21 protein-coding genes are annotated in these 16171 nt (G+C 56.7%); 10 read left to right on the top strand and 11 right to left on the bottom strand.

The genetic code is table 11. The features are described 5' to 3' along the window. Positions 1-3 precede the first annotated feature (3 nt). Positions 4-162 (bottom strand): helix-turn-helix transcriptional regulator, encoded by a 159-nt coding sequence (locus tag HS105_12760; GenBank protein MBE7517456.1) that lies wholly within the window; start codon positions 160-162, stop codon positions 4-6. 245 nt (positions 163-407) lie between these two features. Between HS105_12760 and ffh the strand changes: the two genes are divergently transcribed. The 7 genes from ffh (at position 408) to HS105_12725 (ending at position 5144) form a co-directional block, all read left to right on the top strand. After that, the gene (gene ffh / locus HS105_12755) at positions 408-1898 is read left to right on the top strand and encodes a signal recognition particle protein (protein MBE7517455.1); all 1491 of its coding nucleotides are present in this window, start codon (positions 408-410) and stop codon (positions 1896-1898) included. A gap of 74 nt (positions 1899-1972) precedes the next feature. Next, positions 1973-2473, top strand: coding sequence for a 30S ribosomal protein S16 (gene rpsP / locus HS105_12750; protein ID MBE7517454.1), 501 nt, complete (start codon positions 1973-1975; stop codon positions 2471-2473). 14 nt (positions 2474-2487) lie between these two features. After that, positions 2488-2724 (top strand): KH domain-containing protein, encoded by a 237-nt coding sequence (locus HS105_12745; protein MBE7517453.1) that lies wholly within the window; start codon positions 2488-2490, stop codon positions 2722-2724. After that, a complete protein-coding gene (gene rimM / locus HS105_12740; GenBank protein ID MBE7517452.1) occupies positions 2721-3227 on the top strand; it encodes a 16S rRNA processing protein RimM in 507 nt (168 codons plus the stop codon). Before HS105_12745 ends, rimM begins: the two co-directional genes overlap by 4 nt. Before the next feature lie 42 nt (positions 3228-3269). After that, positions 3270-4025, top strand: a complete 756-nt coding sequence (trmD, locus tag HS105_12735; protein ID MBE7517451.1) for a tRNA (guanosine(37)-N1)-methyltransferase TrmD — start codon at positions 3270-3272, stop codon at positions 4023-4025. Then, positions 4018-4383, top strand: coding sequence for a 50S ribosomal protein L19 (gene rplS, locus HS105_12730; protein MBE7517450.1), 366 nt, complete (start codon positions 4018-4020; stop codon positions 4381-4383). The genes trmD and rplS overlap by 8 nt, the downstream gene beginning before the upstream one ends. Before the next feature lie 20 nt (positions 4384-4403). Continuing rightward, positions 4404-5144 carry a ribonuclease HII gene (locus tag HS105_12725; protein ID MBE7517449.1) on the top strand — a complete coding sequence of 247 codons (741 nt, stop codon included), beginning with the start codon at positions 4404-4406 and terminating at the stop codon, positions 5142-5144. 143 nt (positions 5145-5287) lie between these two features. On the opposite strand, the gene HS105_12720 is transcribed toward HS105_12725, so the two are convergent. From HS105_12720 to HS105_12695, 6 genes are read right to left on the bottom strand one after another with little or no spacing between them, the layout of a single operon-like run. Beyond that, the gene (locus HS105_12720) at positions 5288-6118 is read right to left on the bottom strand and encodes an MBL fold metallo-hydrolase (GenBank protein ID MBE7517448.1); all 831 of its coding nucleotides are present in this window, start codon (positions 6116-6118) and stop codon (positions 5288-5290) included. Further along, positions 6115-6897 carry an SDR family oxidoreductase gene (locus tag HS105_12715; GenBank protein MBE7517447.1) on the bottom strand — a complete coding sequence of 261 codons (783 nt, stop codon included), beginning with the start codon at positions 6895-6897 and terminating at the stop codon, positions 6115-6117. Before HS105_12715 ends, HS105_12720 begins: the two co-directional genes overlap by 4 nt. Beyond that, the gene (locus tag HS105_12710) at positions 6894-7418 is read right to left on the bottom strand and encodes a hypothetical protein (protein ID MBE7517446.1); all 525 of its coding nucleotides are present in this window, start codon (positions 7416-7418) and stop codon (positions 6894-6896) included. Before HS105_12710 ends, HS105_12715 begins: the two co-directional genes overlap by 4 nt. Positions 7419-7463: 45 nt before the next feature. Further along, positions 7464-8105 carry a pyridoxamine 5'-phosphate oxidase gene (gene pdxH, locus HS105_12705; GenBank protein MBE7517445.1) on the bottom strand — a complete coding sequence of 214 codons (642 nt, stop codon included), beginning with the start codon at positions 8103-8105 and terminating at the stop codon, positions 7464-7466. Positions 8106-8109: 4 nt separating this feature from the next. Continuing rightward, the gene (locus HS105_12700) at positions 8110-9336 is read right to left on the bottom strand and encodes a DUF1015 domain-containing protein (GenBank protein ID MBE7517444.1); all 1227 of its coding nucleotides are present in this window, start codon (positions 9334-9336) and stop codon (positions 8110-8112) included. Positions 9337-9349: 13 nt separating this feature from the next. Then, positions 9350-9838 (bottom strand): hypothetical protein, encoded by a 489-nt coding sequence (locus HS105_12695; protein ID MBE7517443.1) that lies wholly within the window; start codon positions 9836-9838, stop codon positions 9350-9352. Between the two features lie 62 nt (positions 9839-9900). Between HS105_12695 and HS105_12690 the strand changes: the two genes are divergently transcribed. Further along, positions 9901-10182 carry a 4a-hydroxytetrahydrobiopterin dehydratase gene (locus HS105_12690; GenBank protein MBE7517442.1) on the top strand — a complete coding sequence of 94 codons (282 nt, stop codon included), beginning with the start codon at positions 9901-9903 and terminating at the stop codon, positions 10180-10182. Between the two features lie 7 nt (positions 10183-10189). Here the strand turns inward: HS105_12690 and tkt are convergent, their stop codons facing one another. Continuing rightward, positions 10190-12208, bottom strand: coding sequence for a transketolase (gene tkt / locus HS105_12685; protein ID MBE7517441.1), 2019 nt, complete (start codon positions 12206-12208; stop codon positions 10190-10192). Positions 12209-12292: 84 nt separating this feature from the next. Further along, positions 12293-13654, bottom strand: a complete 1362-nt coding sequence (locus HS105_12680) for a gluconokinase (protein ID MBE7517440.1) — start codon at positions 13652-13654, stop codon at positions 12293-12295. A gap of 199 nt (positions 13655-13853) precedes the next feature. Between HS105_12680 and HS105_12675 the strand changes: the two genes are divergently transcribed. Together HS105_12675 and HS105_12670 are read left to right on the top strand one after the other, a co-directional pair. After that, on the top strand, positions 13854-14348 hold the full coding sequence (locus HS105_12675; protein ID MBE7517439.1) for an Lrp/AsnC family transcriptional regulator: 495 nt from the start codon (positions 13854-13856) through the stop codon (positions 14346-14348). Next, entirely contained in the window at positions 14345-15322 is a 978-nt protein-coding gene (locus HS105_12670; protein MBE7517438.1) for an EamA family transporter, read from the top strand. Before HS105_12675 ends, HS105_12670 begins: the two co-directional genes overlap by 4 nt. 28 nt (positions 15323-15350) lie before the next feature. Here the strand turns inward: HS105_12670 and HS105_12665 are convergent, their stop codons facing one another. After that, the gene (locus tag HS105_12665) at positions 15351-15647 is read right to left on the bottom strand and encodes a DUF962 domain-containing protein (protein ID MBE7517437.1); all 297 of its coding nucleotides are present in this window, start codon (positions 15645-15647) and stop codon (positions 15351-15353) included. Between the two features lie 32 nt (positions 15648-15679). Further along, positions 15680-16162, bottom strand: a complete 483-nt coding sequence (locus tag HS105_12660; protein MBE7517436.1) for a dihydrofolate reductase — start codon at positions 16160-16162, stop codon at positions 15680-15682. Between the last annotated feature and the right edge of the window lie 9 nt (positions 16163-16171).

Raw genomic sequence — 16171 nt, 5'->3', positions numbered from 1 at the left:
TCATTAAGCGTAAAGAATGTTACAACAGGCTCGTTCGACCATACCGATATATGTGCGGTGAAAGCCGGTGAGTTCGGCGAGTTTCTCTTGTGAGAGGCGGCGTTCGGTGCGTAGGCTGCGGATACGTTTGCCGAAGGCCTTGATGAGGGCGTTGTTTGGCATCGGGATCAAAGCTATACGCATTGTATGCAGCGATCAACATACAATGCGTATCAACCGCCCGCGGCCCGCCCGCCGTCGCCCCTTTCCGCCGATAAAGTATCCTTACGCGGCCCGTTAGTTCACTTTAACGCGATCAAGTGAACTCGGACGCTGCCTCACCGTCATTTTTCCGCCGTTTTCTTGACTCTTGCGGGTTAAAACACTAGTATTTATAGTTTCGACTCTTGTGGCCGAAGTGTGTCTTGATGTTCGAATCGCTGTCCGAAAAACTAAAGCTGACGCTGCGTGATCTTCGCGGTCAGGGCAAGCTGACGCCCGCGCACGTGGATGCCGCTCTGCGCGAGATACGGATGGCACTGCTCGAGGCGGACGTCAATTACAAGGTCGCAAAGGATTTTATCGAGGCCGTGCGGGCAAAGGCCGAGGGCGAAGAGGTCTGGAACGGCCTAAAGCCGCATGAGCAGGTCGTAAAGATCGTCTATGACGAGCTGGCGGCGCTTATGGGTGGCACTTCGTCGCGGCTGGTCTTTACAAAGCAGATACCGAACGTCGTGATGATCGTCGGGCTGCAAGGCTCTGGCAAAACGACATCCACCGGCAAGATCTCGCGTTGGCTGCGTGATAATCAAGAGCGGATGCCGCTGCTCGTCTCGGTTGACGTATATCGGCCGGCGGCACGCGCACAGCTAAAGGTCGTAGGCGATGCCGTCGGCGTGCCGGTTTACGAGGCTCACGAAACCGATGACCCGATGACGCTTGTCCGCGGTGCCGTAAAGCACGCACAGGACACTGGCTTTGACACGCTGCTGATCGACACGGCGGGCCGCCTGCACATTGACGATGAGCTGATGGCCGAGCTTGAAGCCATCAAGACCGAGACAAAGCCGATCGAGGTGCTCTTTGTCGCAGATGCGATGACCGGCCAGGACGCCGTCCGCTCGGCCGAGGTCTTTCATGAGCGTGTCGGCATCACCGGCGTCGTCCTTACCAAAATGGACGGCGACGCACGCGGCGGCGCGGCTCTGTCGATCAAGCAGGTAACGGGCCGGCCCGTAAAGTTCGTCGGCGTCGGCGAAAAATATGATGCGATCGAGCCTTTTTATCCCGACCGCATCGCCCAGCGCATTCTCGGCATGGGCGACGTCCTCTCGCTTATCGAAGAGGTCCAGAGCAAGATCGATGAGACAGAGGCACAGGAACAGCTGCGTAAGATGTCGAGCGATCAGTTCACGCTCGAGGATTTCCGCAGCCAGTTGGGGCAGTTCAAAAAGCTCGGCTCGATGTCAAAGCTTATGAAGATGCTGCCGGACCAACTCACCGGCGGAATGCAGCTTTCTGATGAGCAGCAAGGCGAGCTGGATCAGCATATGAAGCGGACCGAGGCCATCATCGACTCGATGACACGCCTCGAACGCAATAACCACAAGGTGATCGATGCCAGCCGCAAAACGCGTATCGCCGGCGGCAGCGGCTCGACCATCGGCGAAGTAAATCAGCTCCTGCGTCAGTACGAACAGATGCGGAAGATGATGGCTCAAATGAACCGCGGCGGCCTTTTTTCGGGCATGGCACGAAAGATGGCGGGCGGCCTTGCAGGCGGCCTCGGCGGTATGCTCGGCGGCGGAAATCCGCTTGGTATGCTTGCGGGCGGCTCTGCGATAGATCATTCTGACGACGACAATGATACGTCGTCGAGAAGTTTAAGGAAGAAGAAACGACACAAGAAGAGAAAGTGATGAGATATGAGTTGTGAGTGGCGAGTTCCCGATCCTCACTCATCGCTCTTCGCTCGTCACTCATCACTAAATTTATGTTAGCAATCAGTCTTATGAGGATCGGCGCAAAGGGCAAGCCCTTTTACCGCGTCGTAGTTAAGGAGAAACGCTCAAAGCGTGACGGCAAATACCTCGAGAACCTCGGCACCTACAATCCGATGCTCGACCCTGCCGAAGTGCTGCTCAACCACGAGCGGATAAATTATTGGATCGGCGTCGGCGCACAGCCTACCGATACGGTCAGGAGCCTGATCAAGCATAATCCGGCTATGTCCGACGAGGAACGCGAAGCGATGCTCAAGGCGCGCGCCGATAAAAAGGCCGCCGCCGAGGCAGAACGCCTTGCTGCTAAAAAGGCCGAAGAGGAACGCCTTGCCGCCGAAGCCGCCGAAAGGGAAGCTGCCGAAAAAGCGGCCGCTGAGGCCGAAGCTGCTGCCGCTGCTGAGGCAGAAGCCGCAGCCGAAACGCCTGCCGAAGAGGCTCCTGCTGCTGAAGAAGCACCTGCGGCAGAGGAAAGCGAGGCAGCGGGCGAATAGCCGCGTGAGACGTAATGAAGGAAGCTGTTAAAAAGATCGTCGCTTCGCTGGTCGGCGAGCCGGATGCGGTCGAGGTCAGCGAGACCGCGGAAGGCAAGAACGTCCGCATCGAGGTCCGCGTCGCTGAACATGACATGGGCCGCATCATCGGGCGCGAAGGCCGTACTATCAAGGCGATACGCAGCATCCTTTTCATCGCCGGCCAGAAGGACGGCCGCCGCTATCATCTCGATCTGGTCGAAGACCGGTGAGCGATCTGGTCGCGGTTGCAAAGGCCGTGCGGCCACGCGGGCTGAAGGGCGAGTTGGTCTGCGACCTGCTTACCGATTTTCCCGAACGCTTCGAGGGCCTCGATAATGTTACGGCGGTTTTGCCGGCAGGCGAACGGCCGCTTACGATCGAGAGCCATTGGTTCCAAGCGGGCCGCATCGTGCTGAAATTTGCGGGTGTTGACAACGTCGATTCGGCAGAAGAGCTTCGCGGAGCCGACATCTGTGTCGGCGCGGACGAAGCGGTCGAGCTTGATGAAGGCGAATTCTTTGATTGGCAGCTCGAGGGCTGCCGCGTAGAAGATACCGCGGGCGTCGAGATCGGCATCGTAAAGGAGCTTATGCGGACTGGCGGAACCGACCTTTTGGTCGTGATCGGCGAACGCGAGCATCTTATACCTTTTGCCGAAGCCATCTGCACCGCGGTCGATGTCGAACGCAAACTCATCGTCATCGATCCGCCGGATGGGCTGCTTGAGTTTTAACCTTCGGCAAATGCCGGAGATGAGTGTGAAAGGTCAAAGGCCATGAAGATCGAGGTCTTGACAATTTTTCCGGAGTTCTTTGACACGGTCTTCGATCTCGGGATAATCCGCAGGGCAAAGCTTGCGGATATCGTCCGTGTCGCGGTGCACGATATCCGCTCATACGCGACGGATAAGCACAAAATGGTCGATGACCGGCCGTTCGGCGGCGGCGACGGAATGGTACTAAAGCCCGAGCCGATCTTTGCCGCAGTCGAAGACCTGACAGGCGCAGCAACGCGTGAAGCATATCCGGCACGTACGCGCGTCGTGCTGCTTTCGCCACAGGGCAGGCCTCTCAAACAGGCCGTTTCGCGTGAATTTGCAGATGAGGCCGATCATTTGATCATCATCTGCGGGCGTTATGAGGGCGTTGATGAGCGTGTCAATGAGGGACTTGTAACGGACGAGATCTCGATCGGAGATTATGTGCTGTCGGGCGGTGAGCCGGCAGCGGTCGTTTTGGTTGACAGTATTGTAAGGCTTTTGCCGGACGCACTCGGGAGCGAGACGTCCGCTGAGAATGATTCATTCTCGGCCGGCACGCTCGACTGCCCGCATTATACGCGGCCGGCGGAATTCAGAGGCATGAAGGTTCCCGAGGTTCTTCTAAACGGAAATCATGCCGAGATCGAAAAATGGCGCCGCAAAAAGGCGCTTGAAAAAACCAAGATCGTCAGAAGCGATCTTTTGACAGGAGAAAATGGTGAATGTGGGCATAGTGATATGCTGACCTCTGGCCGAAAAGAAAATGAATAGACTTGATTTCGTCGAAAAGACACAGTTGAAGGAAAACATCCCGGCGTTTCAGCCGGGCGATACGCTCCGCGTTCATGTGCGGATCAAAGAAGGCAACAAAGAGCGTCTCCAGGCATTTGAGGGCGTTTGCATCGCACGTAAACACGGCGGCGTCCGCGAGACCGTAACGGTGCGTAAGGTGAGCTTCGGCATCGGCGTCGAACGCATCTTCCCGCTGCATGCGACCGTGATCGATCATATTGACGTTGTGCGGCGCGGTAAGGTGCGGCGTGCAAAGCTCTATTATCTGCGAAACCTCCGCGGCAAAGCGGCCCGCATCAAGGAACGCGACACACGCACAAAGAAGCAGGCGAACTAGCCCGCGGCAGAATTTGAATTATGACGAATGCGGCTTCGGCAGATCCGGAAACTATTGACGGATCGGCTGGCCGCGTTCTGTTGTTTGACGACATCAGCAAAAACGGCATCGACACGGCGTTCGAGCAGCAGGCCGCTGCAGAAGGCTTTCGCTTTATCGCCGGCCTTGATGAGGTCGGCCGCGGCTGCCTTGCGGGGCCGGTCGTTGCCGCCGCCTGCATTCTCGATCTCTCGCGTCCGCTCCCCGACGGCCTTAACGATTCGAAAAAGCTCTCGCCCGCTCGGCGTGAAAAGATCGCCGCCGAGCTGCGCGAAACAGCCGCCGCGTGGGCCGTCGGCGAGGCTTCGGCAGAAGAGATCGACCAAATAAATATTCTCGAAGCGACAAAACTCGCGATGCGCCGTGCGCTCGAAAAGCTCTCTCCGCAGGCCGACTATCTGCTGATCGACGCCCTTCACCTAAAGGGCATCGGTATCGCTCAAAAGGCCATTATAAAGGGCGATTCGATCTCGGCTTCGATCGCCGCCGCTTCGATCATCGCAAAGACCTTTCGCGACGAGCTGATGACAGCCCACGACATCGAGTTCCCGCAATACGGCTTTGCGGGGCACAAAGGCTACGGTTCCGCCGCTCACCTTGCCGCACTTCGCGAATACGGCCATTGCAAACTGCACCGAACAAGCTTTCGCGGCGTTGTCCCAGAAGCCGAAACATCCATTGCCCCACCCGACGCATCCGGCGTGGTTAGATCATCAGATTAAGATCGATCCTATGTGCCCTATGTTTCTATGTGGTTAATTCTGCTTTTTTAAACCACATAGAAACATAGAACACATAGAGCTTTTCCAACGCTTGAACTAAGATCGGTTGTTACGTTTAAGCGACGTTCGATCAAAAGAAACTTCTAAAACTCGAACCAATCGGTCGGCTGCTTCGGGTGTGAGACGGTTATGTGTGTCTCGGCACGCGCGAGCGGCGAACGCATCTTCAGAGCGGTTTCTGCGGTAATGCGTGCAAGGTGCGGGTCGTTGGCACGCTGTGAAAGGTGTGCCAAAACGATAAGGCGTGCCTTGCCGTCGAACCGGAACTGCAACCACTCCGCAAGGTCCTCATTCGACAGATGCCCCGTACGCGACATTATCCGCTGCTTGAGATCCCAACTGTAAACCGAGCAGGCACGCAGCATATCGCGGCTGTGGTTTGATTCGATGATGACGGCGTCGCAGCCGTTGAGCCGGTCGCAGATCGCATCCGTTATATGGCCGAAGTCCATCAGCGTCGCCACGCGAACGCCGTCACGTTTTGCGACAAATCCGAAATTATCGGCCGCATCATGCGGAACGCTGAAAGGTTCGAAGTCGATATCGCCGATGCGGAACTCCTCGGACGAGACGATCGAAACCGTGCGGCCCGCGAGCGCCGCCTTACGCTTTTGCGATTCGCCGTCGCCGTTAGCACCGGCACGTGTCGCAAAGTATGCATCCTCGGTCGCGTCCGATATAAAAACCGGACACTTGACCCCTGACATAAATACACGAAGCCCGCCTGCATGATCACCATGCTCGTGCGTGAGCAGGACGGCTGAAAGATCTTCACGCCTAACTCCGGCTTCGCCGAGCCTCCGCGTTATCTCCTTTGCGCTCATGCCCGCATCCACAAGCACGTGCGTACGCTCGCTCGATATGAGCACAGCGTTGCCGGTCGAACCGCTGCCGAGTACGGTGAACCTTATCATCCGTTCTGATACCTTTTTCTCAGTGCCTTTGCGACCATTCGTGTGATCAGCCAATGCGGCGCATGTGTCCCGAGCATCGCTCCGACCTTGTTTGAAAATCCCGAAACGACGCGTGCCTTGCCGCTCTTCAGCGCCCTCAATGCGGTCTCTACGACCTCCTCGACCGTCTGTTGGCCTTTGACCTGTATTGCACGGTCTATGTTAGAAGCGGCGAAGAAATTGGTCTTTGTCGAGCCGGGGCAAAGTGCCAATACCTTTATACCGAACGGCCGGTTCTCTTCGGCGATCGCTTCCGTAAATGAAGACACAAAAGCCTTTGTCGCCGCGTAGGTCGCCATGAAAGGCAGCGGCTGGAATGCCGCGGCCGATGATACGTTTATCACCGCACCCGAGCCGCGCCCGCGCATTTCGGCGAGATAAAGATGCGTAAGCGAAACAAGCGCGCGGATGTTGAGATCGATCATCTCAAGCTCGCGGCCGCGATCGAGTTTTATGAAGTCGCCCGCCGAGCCAAAGCCCGCGTTGTTTATCAACAGGTCGATCTCGAATCCGTGCCGCTGTGTCTCAGCAAAGAGTTCGTCGGCGGCCTCAGGTTTCGTCAGGTCGAGCGTTACGTAATGCGCGGTGGTCTTATGCTTGAGCATCAATTCGTCGCAAAGCTCGTGCAGGAGCTTTTCTGAACGCGCAACAAGCACAAGGTCACGCCCTTCGGCGGCAAGACGCCTCGCGAACTCTTCGCCTATCCCGCCGGATGCACCGGTGATCAACGCTGCTTTCATAATTCCTGTTCCGGCGGCGGCGGGATGAATGAGTAGATCACAGCCGCTGCCGCTCCGATGATGATGGTAATTGTGCCAATGAACCGGATCACCTTTGCCACCGTCTTTGTCGCGTCGATCAGGCCAAGCTCGGTCAGCATCCAATTCCAATCATGAAAGCTGCCTTCGCTGCCCGTAAAACCGCTCAGCAGAACAAGCTGCATCACCTGCGCATCCGCTGCATAGACCCACACATTCAGAATGCTCTGCCCAACCCAAAGCATCACTATCGCAGCCGAATAATATCGCTGCCTCCACACAAAATATCCCGCAAACACAAGCGGAACAATAACTTGGAAGAGCGAGCCACCCGCAATGCCCATAAATTCGCCCAGAATGCGGAAGAACAAATGCCCGGCCTCATGTATCGGCAGATCGACGAGGTCGAGAAAGCTGCCCTGCATCGGATCGTACGCGATCCAAAGAAAATACAAGCTCGCAAGGCTCGCAAAGATCAGCTTTGGAATGTTCGGCTTCATCAAAGGTCTGGCTCGGTACAGCGGACTTTCGCCTTTGTCGCCCGCTCGCTACGGCGACAGGCGTGATATCGCCCACTCGCTTCCGCTCAGTTCGTAACAGATACGGTCGTGCAAACGGTTCTCACGCCCCTGCCAGAACTCGAATTTATCGGGCGTCAGTCGAAAGCCGCCCCAGAACGGCGGCAGCGGCACATTATCACCGTACTTTGCCCTTATCTCGGCAAAGCGTTCATCAAGCACCTCACGCGAAGCTACCGTCCGGCTCTGTGCCGAAGCCCATGCTCCGATGCGGCTCTCAAGCGGACGCGAATCAAAATACGCCTGCGATTCCTCACGCGTAACCTTTGCCACGCTTCCGTAGATGCGAACTTGGCGGTCCAGCTTCGCCCAAAAGAAGTGGATGGACGCGAAGGGATTTTCGGCAAGGTCGCGGCCCTTTTTGCTTTCGTAATTCGTAAAGAACGCAAAGCCGCGTTCGTCAAAGCTCTTCAACAGGACGATCCTCACGGACGGCCGTGCGTCGAGGCCTGCGGTGGCAAGCGTCATCGCGTTGGCATCGATCAGGCCCGCATCAAGTGCATCGTCAAGCCACTTACCGAATAATTCGAAAGGGCTTGCCGTCAAATTCTCCTCGATCAGCTCGCCCGCCGAAAAATCGCGTCTGATGTCAGCAATATCGTGATGTGTCATCGTCTCAGATCCTGTGGACAAAGAGGCCGTCCTTCAATTTCGGCTCGAACCACGTTGATTTCGGCGGCATTATCTCGTTCATATCAGCAACCGCAAAAAGTTCATCCATCGTTGTCGGGAACATTGAGAACGCGACGCCGCTGCCGCGTTCGTTGACAAGGCGTTCAAGCTCCTCGGTGCCGCGGCGGCCTCCGACAAAAGTTATCCTCGTGTCGGTGCGCGGATCGCCTATGCCGAGCAGCGGCGCAAGCACATACTGCTGAAGTACGCTTACATCAAGCCGCTCGATCGCGTCAGGCTCGCGAAAGAACTGCACATTGAACCGAAGGCCGTACCATTTGCCGCCGAGATACATACTGATGCTGCCGTGTTCGGACGGCATCTTTTCGGCGTCGGGCGTAACGATGAAACTCTCTCCGAGACGTTCGATCAGCTCGGCCTCGGAAAGGCCGTTAAGGTCGTGGACGACGCGGTTGTAGGCGAGTATGTTCAGGTCCTCGGCAGGGAAAATGCCCGCCATTACGAAGTTATATTCCTCGCTGCCCGTATGCGATGCGTTCGCATCACGTTTGATATCGCGGGCAAGCTTGGCACTTTCGGCACGGTGATGCCCGTCAGCGATGTACAGCTCGGGCAGTTCGGCAAACGCGGCTTCAAGATCATCGGTCCGCGCAACGCGCCAAACGGTCTGCCGTACGCCGTCGCTTGCCGTAAAGTCGTACAGCGGTTCGGCGGTGGCAGTTTGTGCGATGATCGAACGGATCTTGTCCGTATTGCGAAATGCCAGAAAGATCAGCCCCGTCTGCGCCCCGACGGCAAGCATATGGTCGGTGCGGTCCTTTACCTTGTCCGGCCGCGTCTTTTCGTGTTTGCGTATAAGCCCGCGATCGTACTCATCGACCGAACAGCACGCGACAATGCCCGTCTGAACATGATGGCCCTCGGTCAATCGATAAATAAAGATGCCGGCTTCGGCATCCTCGGCAAGAATGCCGTCAGCAACGAACGCATCAAAATTCGCACGCGCTCGCTCATTCGCAGCTTCATGCGATACATTCTCGCCCGGCTGAAATTCGCCCTCGGCGCGCGTTATACGGAGAAACGTTGAGGAATTTGCGGCAATGGCCGCACGCACCTCGTCATCATAGATCACGTCATACGGAACGCACGCAACGTCTGCCGCTCTACCGGCAGGAGGCCGTATCGCTTTGAAAGGTTTTATTATCGACATATCTGCGTACCGATCAGGGCACCGGCGTCATCGGCTCGGTCATCGGCGCCGCGGTCGTCGGGTCGCCGAAAGTTCTATTCTGCTGCTCCTCGATCTCGCGCATCATCTGCTCGGCCGCACCTGCGGTATCGATCTTCCATGCTCCGCCCTCAAAAACGAACGGCACCGTCTCCCAATTGCCCATACGGTTCTTGACCTCGAGCGTCGCCTTTTGGCCGTCGATCTTCTCATTGCGAAACTCGACACTCGTCTGGTCTTCGCCAAAGAGCGTTTGCCGCTTTATCACTTCGTCAAGCGGTATGTTGAGCGACTTTGCTTCCTTTTCGTGCATCTTTATGGTCGCGTCCGAGAGCAGCAGCTTCATCGTAGCGACATCCTTCTGCTTGATCGCTTTCGTGTATGTCTTAAAGGTTTCGAGCGGTGTCGCCGCCTGCGGCCCGCTGCATGCCGTAATGCCCGCCGCTGCAATGAATAATAGGAATATTGACCAAGAACGCATCATACGGATACTGTGTAATATAGCCCAAAATGTTGATTATAGCTTAAAACGACGGAGCCGAACGAATGGAACGCGAATTACTGGAAGAAAATGAACTTAGCAAGGCGCTTGCGGAACTGAACGGCTGGCGGCGTGACGGCGCCGAGATAAAGATGCGGCGCGAATTCGCAAACTTTGCCGAGGCACTCGCTTTTGTGAATACGGTCGGCGACCTTGCGGAAGCCGCAGACCATCACCCGGACATCACGTTCGGCTGGGGTTATGCCGAGGTCGCATTGACAACACACGACCGCGGCGGCGTAACGGATATTGATGTAGCGTTGGCAAAGAAGATCGATACCCTCTAGGCCGCTGCTATAACAGCTTCTTTGCTTTTGCCACTACATTCTCGACCGTAAACCCGAAGTCGCGAAACACTTCGGCCGCAGGCGCACTCTCGCCGAATCGCGTAACACCGAGGATATCGCCCTTATCGCCGACGTATTTATGCCAACCGAGCGGCACGCCTGCCTCGACGGCGAGCCTGGCCGTAACACGCGGCGGCAGAACCTCATCGCGATACTTCTGCGGCTGTTCGTCAAAGAATTCCCAGCACGGCATCGAGACGACGCGTGTCGCCACGCCCGCCGCGTTAAGCTGCTCGCGGGCATCGAGGGCAAGGCCAACCTCAGTTCCCGTCGCGATCAAGATCAGCTTCGGAGCTGCGGCTTTGCCTGTCATATTCTCTGCCTCTGCAAGCACGTAGCCGCCTTTGTGAAGGCCTTTCGCATCCGCGAACTTCTTACGATCAACGAGTGCGGCCTTCTGTCTCGAAAGTGCAAGAGCGGTCGGTGCATCGCTGCGGAGCAATGCTGCCCGCCATGCCTCGCGCACCTCGTGGGCATCGCACGGGCGAATGAGGGCAAGATTTGGTATCGCACGCAATGCGGCAAGGTGCTCGACCGATTGATGTGTCGGGCCGTCCTCGCCAAGCCCGATCGAATCGTGTGTAAAGACGAAGATCGACCGTGCGTGGGATAGAGCGGCGATACGCACCGCCGGCCGCATATAATCAGAGAACGTAAGGAATGTACCGCCGAACGGGATCGTTCCGCCGAAAAGTGCGATGCCGTTGAGCGCCGCTCCCATACCGTGTTCGCGGATACCAAAATGCAGATTCCGCTGGCCGAAGCGGCCGGGCTGAAAATCCGATGACGACTTGATAAAAGTGTTGTTCGACGGCGTAAGGTCGGCCGAGCCGCCGATCATCTGCGGTATGAACGGAGCGACGGCGTTTATCACCTCGCCCGAATAAGCACGCGTCGCCTTTGCCTCGACATTCTCGAATGACGGCAAGGACTTTTCCCAGCCCGGAAGGTACTCGCCGTTGATCGTTCGCTGAAATGCTTCGGCAAGATCAGGGTATTTCTTTGCATAGCTCTTAAGGAGCGCGTTCCATTCCTTTCGATGCTTTGCACCGGCGGCGACCGCCTTTCCAAAATGTGCCGCTGCCTCCTTCGGTACAAAAAAATGCTTATTCTCAGGCCAGCCGAGGTTACGTTTCGTCTCGCGTACGGCCTCTTCGCCGGGTGCGTCGGAGTGTGCTTTGTTCGTGCCCTGTTTCGGCATTCCGAAGCCGATGATCGTATGCAAGCGGATGAATGACGGCTTATCTTTGACACGCCTTGCTTCTCTGATCGCGTGTTCGATGGCTTTGAGGTCGTTGCCGTCGGCAAGTTCCTGCACGTGCCAGCCCGCAGCCTCGAACCGCTTTGATCTGTCCTCGGTGAACGCAAGGTCGGTCGAACCGTCGATCGTTACCTGATTGTCGTCGTACAGATAGATCAGGTTGCCGAGTTTCAGGTGGCCGGCAAGCGATGCTGCCTCGGAACTGACGCCCTCCATCAGGTCGCCATCCGTGCAGATGACGTAGATGTAGTTGTCGAGCAGTTTGTGGCCGGGGCGGTTGAACGTTGCGGCCAGGTGAGCCTGTGCAATGCCCATGCCGACACCGTTCGCAAATCCCTGGCCGAGCGGGCCGGTCGTAACCTCAACGCCCGCAGTGGTGATGTTCTCGGGATGGCCGGGCGTCTTTGAATGAAGCTGGCGAAAACGTTTTATCTCAGCCATCGAAAGGCCGTAGCCGGTAAGATGAAGCAGCGAGTATATCAGCATCGAGCCGTGCCCGCCGCTGAGAATAAAGCGGTCGCGGCCGAACCATTTCGGGTTTTTCGGGTCGTGGCGAAGGAACTTCGTCCAAAGCACATACGCGGCTGAGGCCATTCCGAGCGGAAGCCCCGGATGGCCTGAATTCGCCTTTTGGATCGCATCCAGTGAAAGCGTACGGATGGTGTTGATGCAGAGCTGATCGAGTTCGTTCGTTCTTAGTGCCATAGTATTTCTTTCAGATCGGCGTCCGGTTCGCTGACCTCGCCTTTATCGACAAAATGCCTCGTTGATAACATCATAACACCGCGCTTATGGCGACCGAAAATCTGCGGCCTTGAGCCGCTCGATCGCGAGCATGACGGCGCCTTTTGACGATGCCTCATCAGCCTCGGCAAGCTTGATATCGCGGCCGAGAGTATCGGCGATGATCTGCGTCCACGTTCGCGATGCACGAAGCGCGCCGCCCGATGCAATGATCTCGTTCATTTTCCCGACGCTCTGTAAACGCTCAAAAATATCCGCGAGCCGGAACGCTACGCCCTCCATCGCGGCACGAAGCACATCGATGCCGTCGTGTTCGGCCGTCATACCGATAATTGCGCCGCCGGCAGCCTCATCGTAGCCGGTGCTGCGTTCGCCGTAAAAGAACGGTACTACAACAAGGCCGTCAGCCGCCTCACGCGCTGCCAAGAGCTCTTCCGCATCGCTGCCAAGACCGAACCGCTTCTTGATCAAAGCGTACAGATTTCCGCCGTCCGACAGTGCGCCGCCGATGACCACGCGTTCACGGTCGATCCGGTAGCACCAAAGGCCTTGCGGAATTCGTTTCGGCGGCTTGCCTCTAAAAGCGATGCGCATCGCCGCCGAAGTTCCGACCATCAGGGCGGCGCGTCCTTTTTCTGTGCAGCCCGCGCCGACGCTGTTCGCCGCGCCGTCGCCGATCGCGGGCAGCCACACCGCGTTCGCCAAACGCGGCCAGCGGCGTGCGAATTTCGGCGTTAAGCGAAATACGCCGTCATCCGCCGCGATCCGCGGTAAACGCCGGAGCGGCACTTTTAGGTATTTGAGCAGCGGCCGATCCCATTCGCAGGATCGCTGATCGAAGACGCCTGTGCCGGATGCCATTGAAACGCTTGTCGCAGCCTCGCCGGAAAGCTTCATAGCGAGGAAGTCTGCGAACGAGGCCCAACACTCGGTCCGCTTCCACGCATCCGGGTTCTCATTCCGCAGCCAAAGCAGCTTTGCCGGCCAAAAGCTTGAGTGAAAATGAGCTCCCGTGCGGTCGTGTACTGCTCTGTCGTCGAATGCCTCTTTTAGCAGCGGCGTGTGCGTACGGCTTCGCGTATCGGCCCAGCCGAGCAGCTTTGTCGTCGGCCGCCCTTTTGCGTCGATACCCATAAGGCTGTGCCAAAAGGTGCACGCCGCTACCGCAGCGATCTCGCCTCCGACACGTTCACTCTTCTCTAGCAAAACATCTATTGCATCGGCCACACGGCGGAAACATTCCTCGGCATCCATTTGCGAACCGCCGTCGGCCGTTCGCTCAAATTCGTGAGCTAGGGCAGCGGACATCCGCGGCAACATCTGCGCGTTCATATCGTAAAGCCCCGCACGTACACTCGACGAACCGACGTCGAGTGCCAATATCATCTTCTGTGGTCTGTCTGCCAAATGATCGATCCTTGCAACTAATTGTATCTGCCTGCTTTATCTCGTGCTGAGGAGCCTCGTGCCGGCATCGAACTGTAATGATCAACTAACATTGTACAGCATTTGGCGACGATCAACGGAATAAGCGGTACGGACGCTGAATATTCTTGTTGACTTATCTGTTGCCGTAGATTATTCTCTAATAGTGAGGTAATGCTGAATGATTGACGATACAGATCACCAAATACTGCGTATTGTTCAGTACGATGCACGCATTTCGAATGCGGACATCGCCCGCAAGGTCGGGCTTGCTCCTTCGGCGGTACATGAGCGCGTGCGAAAACTCGAGGAACGCGGCGTTATCTGCGGCTATGAGGCCCGCATCGATCATAGGCAATTCGGCCTCGGAATGCTGGCATTTGTTTTTGTGAAAAGCCGCGAATGGGGCGACGGCACGGATGAGGCGTTGGCAAAGATCCCGGAGGTTCTGGAGATACACGATGTCGCCGGCGAAGACTCGTTCCTTCTGAAAGTTCGTGCCGGATCGCCCGAAGGTTTGGCAAAACTACTCCGAGAAAAGATAAAAGCGGTGCCGACCGTGCTTTCGACCCGCACAACGGTCGTGCTCGAGACGATCAAAGAAACGTCGTCAGTGCCTGTTGCATGCGAGAATGAGCCGTCCGCGGGCGGCAAGAAGAAAAAGGTGAAGAAATGACAGAGAAGCTCAAGAGGATATTTTCGACGCGCGAGATGGTTTATCTTGTCATCGCATTTGCGGCCGTATATTTGATCTGGGGTTCGACCTATCTCGGCATCAAGTACGCGATCCAGACGATCCCGAGCTTTATCATGGCCTCGGTACGGTTCCTTGTCGCCGGGGCCGTGCTGTTCACTGTCGGCAGATTCTCAAAGGGCTATCAGCGGCCGACACGCGAGAATTGGAAAGCGAGTTTTATCCTCGGAGCATTTCTTTTAGGCATCGGCAATGGCGGCGTGGTCGTTGCCGAGCATTATCTTTCTTCGGGTTTGACGGCATTGCTTATCGCAACAAACCCCTTTTGGATCGTGCTGATAACATGGCTCTTTATGGGCAAGGGGCGGCCGAACAGCAAGGTTGTCCTTGGGCTGTTGGTTGGTTTTGCGGGCGTAATGATGCTGATAGTCGGCCGCAGCGAGGAAGCTCATGAAGGCCAATGGCTCGGCGTCGGTCTTGTAATGCTCTCGACGCTCGGTTGGGCGATCGGCTCGCTGTACGGTGCTAAGGCACCGATACCAAAAGGCCTGATGACCGCCGCCGGGATGCAGATGCTTGCGGGCGGATCGATCCTTTTTGCTATAAGCTTGCTCGCAGGTGAATGGGCAACTTTTGATATCTCAGCAGTGTCGCGCAGCTCGTTGATCGCTCTCGCGTACCTTATCGTCATCGGCGCGATCGTCGCCTACACTGCATACAGCTGGCTTATGCAGAATGCGTCGCCGGCCGCCGTTTCGACCTACGCGTATGTAAATCCTGCGATCGCCGTGATCTTGGGATGGCTGATCGCGGGTGAATCGCTCACGGGGCAGATGCTGATCGGTGCCGCTGCTATCGTCGGCTCGGTCGTGCTGATCACCGGAAGCAAGGCAAAGCCCGACCCGATGCCGGAAGACGTTTACTGCGACGAGATACACTGCACCGCGCCGGCATAATGTTCGAAAGCCGCTTTTGGCCCGCAATTTAGCCGAAGGTTTTCTTCAGCCACCAACGCGCACCGACAAAAAGGAAGCGATAGTCGTGAAAGAACTCGGGCGGCTTGCCCTCAAAGTAATGGCCGATGAACTGCAGGATCCAGCCGACGACGAACAGCACGGCCACCGCCGGCCAAAGACGCGGGAAAAAGAACGAAGGAATGATCAGCAGGATCGAGAGGATTATCATCGGGATGCCGAAGCTGTGCGTCAGCTTGTTCACCGGATGACTGTGTGCCCGTGAATACTCTTCGATCCAATCGTCCCAGCTGCGTCCGCCCATCATAATACATTCTCCATTTCCTGCATCATAACATTTCAATCGCGGTGCCGATGCAGGATACGCACGCGAAGGCCGCCGTCGAGGTCGATGGTCTCTTCGAGGTCAAAGTCAAAAAGAAAATCGGTCGGCATAAAGGTATCGGCATCCTCGATCGTCTCGGGGATATCGGTAACGATCCAGCGGTCGATCACCTCAGCGAACGACTTGAAGATGCTCGCACCGCCGATAACAAAAACGTCGTGCGGATAGTCCTTGTCGAAATCCAGAACTTCGTCAACGCCCGACATTTGCCGCACGCCGTCGGGCAGCGTAAGTGTTGCCGAGCGGGTCAGGACGATATTTTCGCGTCCCGGCAGCGGCCCGTTCAGCGAAAGCCACGTTCTCGAACCCATTACGATGGCGTTATCCATCGTCGTGCGTTTGAAGAACTTAAGGTCCTCGCTGTAATGCCACGGCAGCTTGCCACCGCGGCCTATCGCAAAATTCTTTGATATTGCTATGATACCGATAATAGCCATATTCTAACG

Source organism: Chloracidobacterium sp., assembly GCA_015075585.1.
GTDB lineage: Bacteria > Acidobacteriota > Blastocatellia > Pyrinomonadales > Pyrinomonadaceae > OLB17.
Note: the sequence above shows the minus strand (reverse complement) of the source record. Positions and strands in the feature narration are given on the sequence as shown.

Bases quoted from the DNA above. Each gene is read 5' to 3' on its own strand.
- HS105_12715 (MBE7517447.1), bottom strand. From the start codon at position 6,897: ATGAAAGCAGCGTTGATCACCGGTGCATCCGGCGGGATAGGCGAAGAG.
- rpsP (MBE7517454.1), top strand. From the start codon at position 1,973: ATGTTAGCAATCAGTCTTATGAGGATCGGCGCAAAGGGCAAGCCCTTT.
- HS105_12700 (MBE7517444.1), bottom strand. From the start codon at position 9,336: ATGTCGATAATAAAACCTTTCAAAGCGATACGGCCTCCTGCCGGTAGA.
- HS105_12690 (MBE7517442.1), top strand. From the start codon at position 9,901: ATGGAACGCGAATTACTGGAAGAAAATGAACTTAGCAAGGCGCTTGCG.
- HS105_12670 (MBE7517438.1), top strand. From the start codon at position 14,345: ATGACAGAGAAGCTCAAGAGGATATTTTCGACGCGCGAGATGGTTTAT.
- HS105_12760 (MBE7517456.1), bottom strand. From the start codon at position 162: ATGCCAAACAACGCCCTCATCAAGGCCTTCGGCAAACGTATCCGCAGC.
- HS105_12665 (MBE7517437.1), bottom strand. From the start codon at position 15,647: ATGATGGGCGGACGCAGCTGGGACGATTGGATCGAAGAGTATTCACGG.
- HS105_12695 (MBE7517443.1), bottom strand. From the start codon at position 9,838: ATGATGCGTTCTTGGTCAATATTCCTATTATTCATTGCAGCGGCGGGC.
- rplS (MBE7517450.1), top strand. From the start codon at position 4,018: ATGAATAGACTTGATTTCGTCGAAAAGACACAGTTGAAGGAAAACATC.
- ffh (MBE7517455.1), top strand. From the start codon at position 408: ATGTTCGAATCGCTGTCCGAAAAACTAAAGCTGACGCTGCGTGATCTT.
- HS105_12660 (MBE7517436.1), bottom strand. From the start codon at position 16,162: ATGGCTATTATCGGTATCATAGCAATATCAAAGAATTTTGCGATAGGC.
- HS105_12720 (MBE7517448.1), bottom strand. From the start codon at position 6,118: ATGATAAGGTTCACCGTACTCGGCAGCGGTTCGACCGGCAACGCTGTG.
- pdxH (MBE7517445.1), bottom strand. From the start codon at position 8,105: ATGACACATCACGATATTGCTGACATCAGACGCGATTTTTCGGCGGGC.
- HS105_12725 (MBE7517449.1), top strand. From the start codon at position 4,404: ATGACGAATGCGGCTTCGGCAGATCCGGAAACTATTGACGGATCGGCT.
- trmD (MBE7517451.1), top strand. From the start codon at position 3,270: ATGAAGATCGAGGTCTTGACAATTTTTCCGGAGTTCTTTGACACGGTC.
- tkt (MBE7517441.1), bottom strand. From the start codon at position 12,208: ATGGCACTAAGAACGAACGAACTCGATCAGCTCTGCATCAACACCATC.
- HS105_12745 (MBE7517453.1), top strand. From the start codon at position 2,488: ATGAAGGAAGCTGTTAAAAAGATCGTCGCTTCGCTGGTCGGCGAGCCG.
- HS105_12675 (MBE7517439.1), top strand. From the start codon at position 13,854: ATGATTGACGATACAGATCACCAAATACTGCGTATTGTTCAGTACGAT.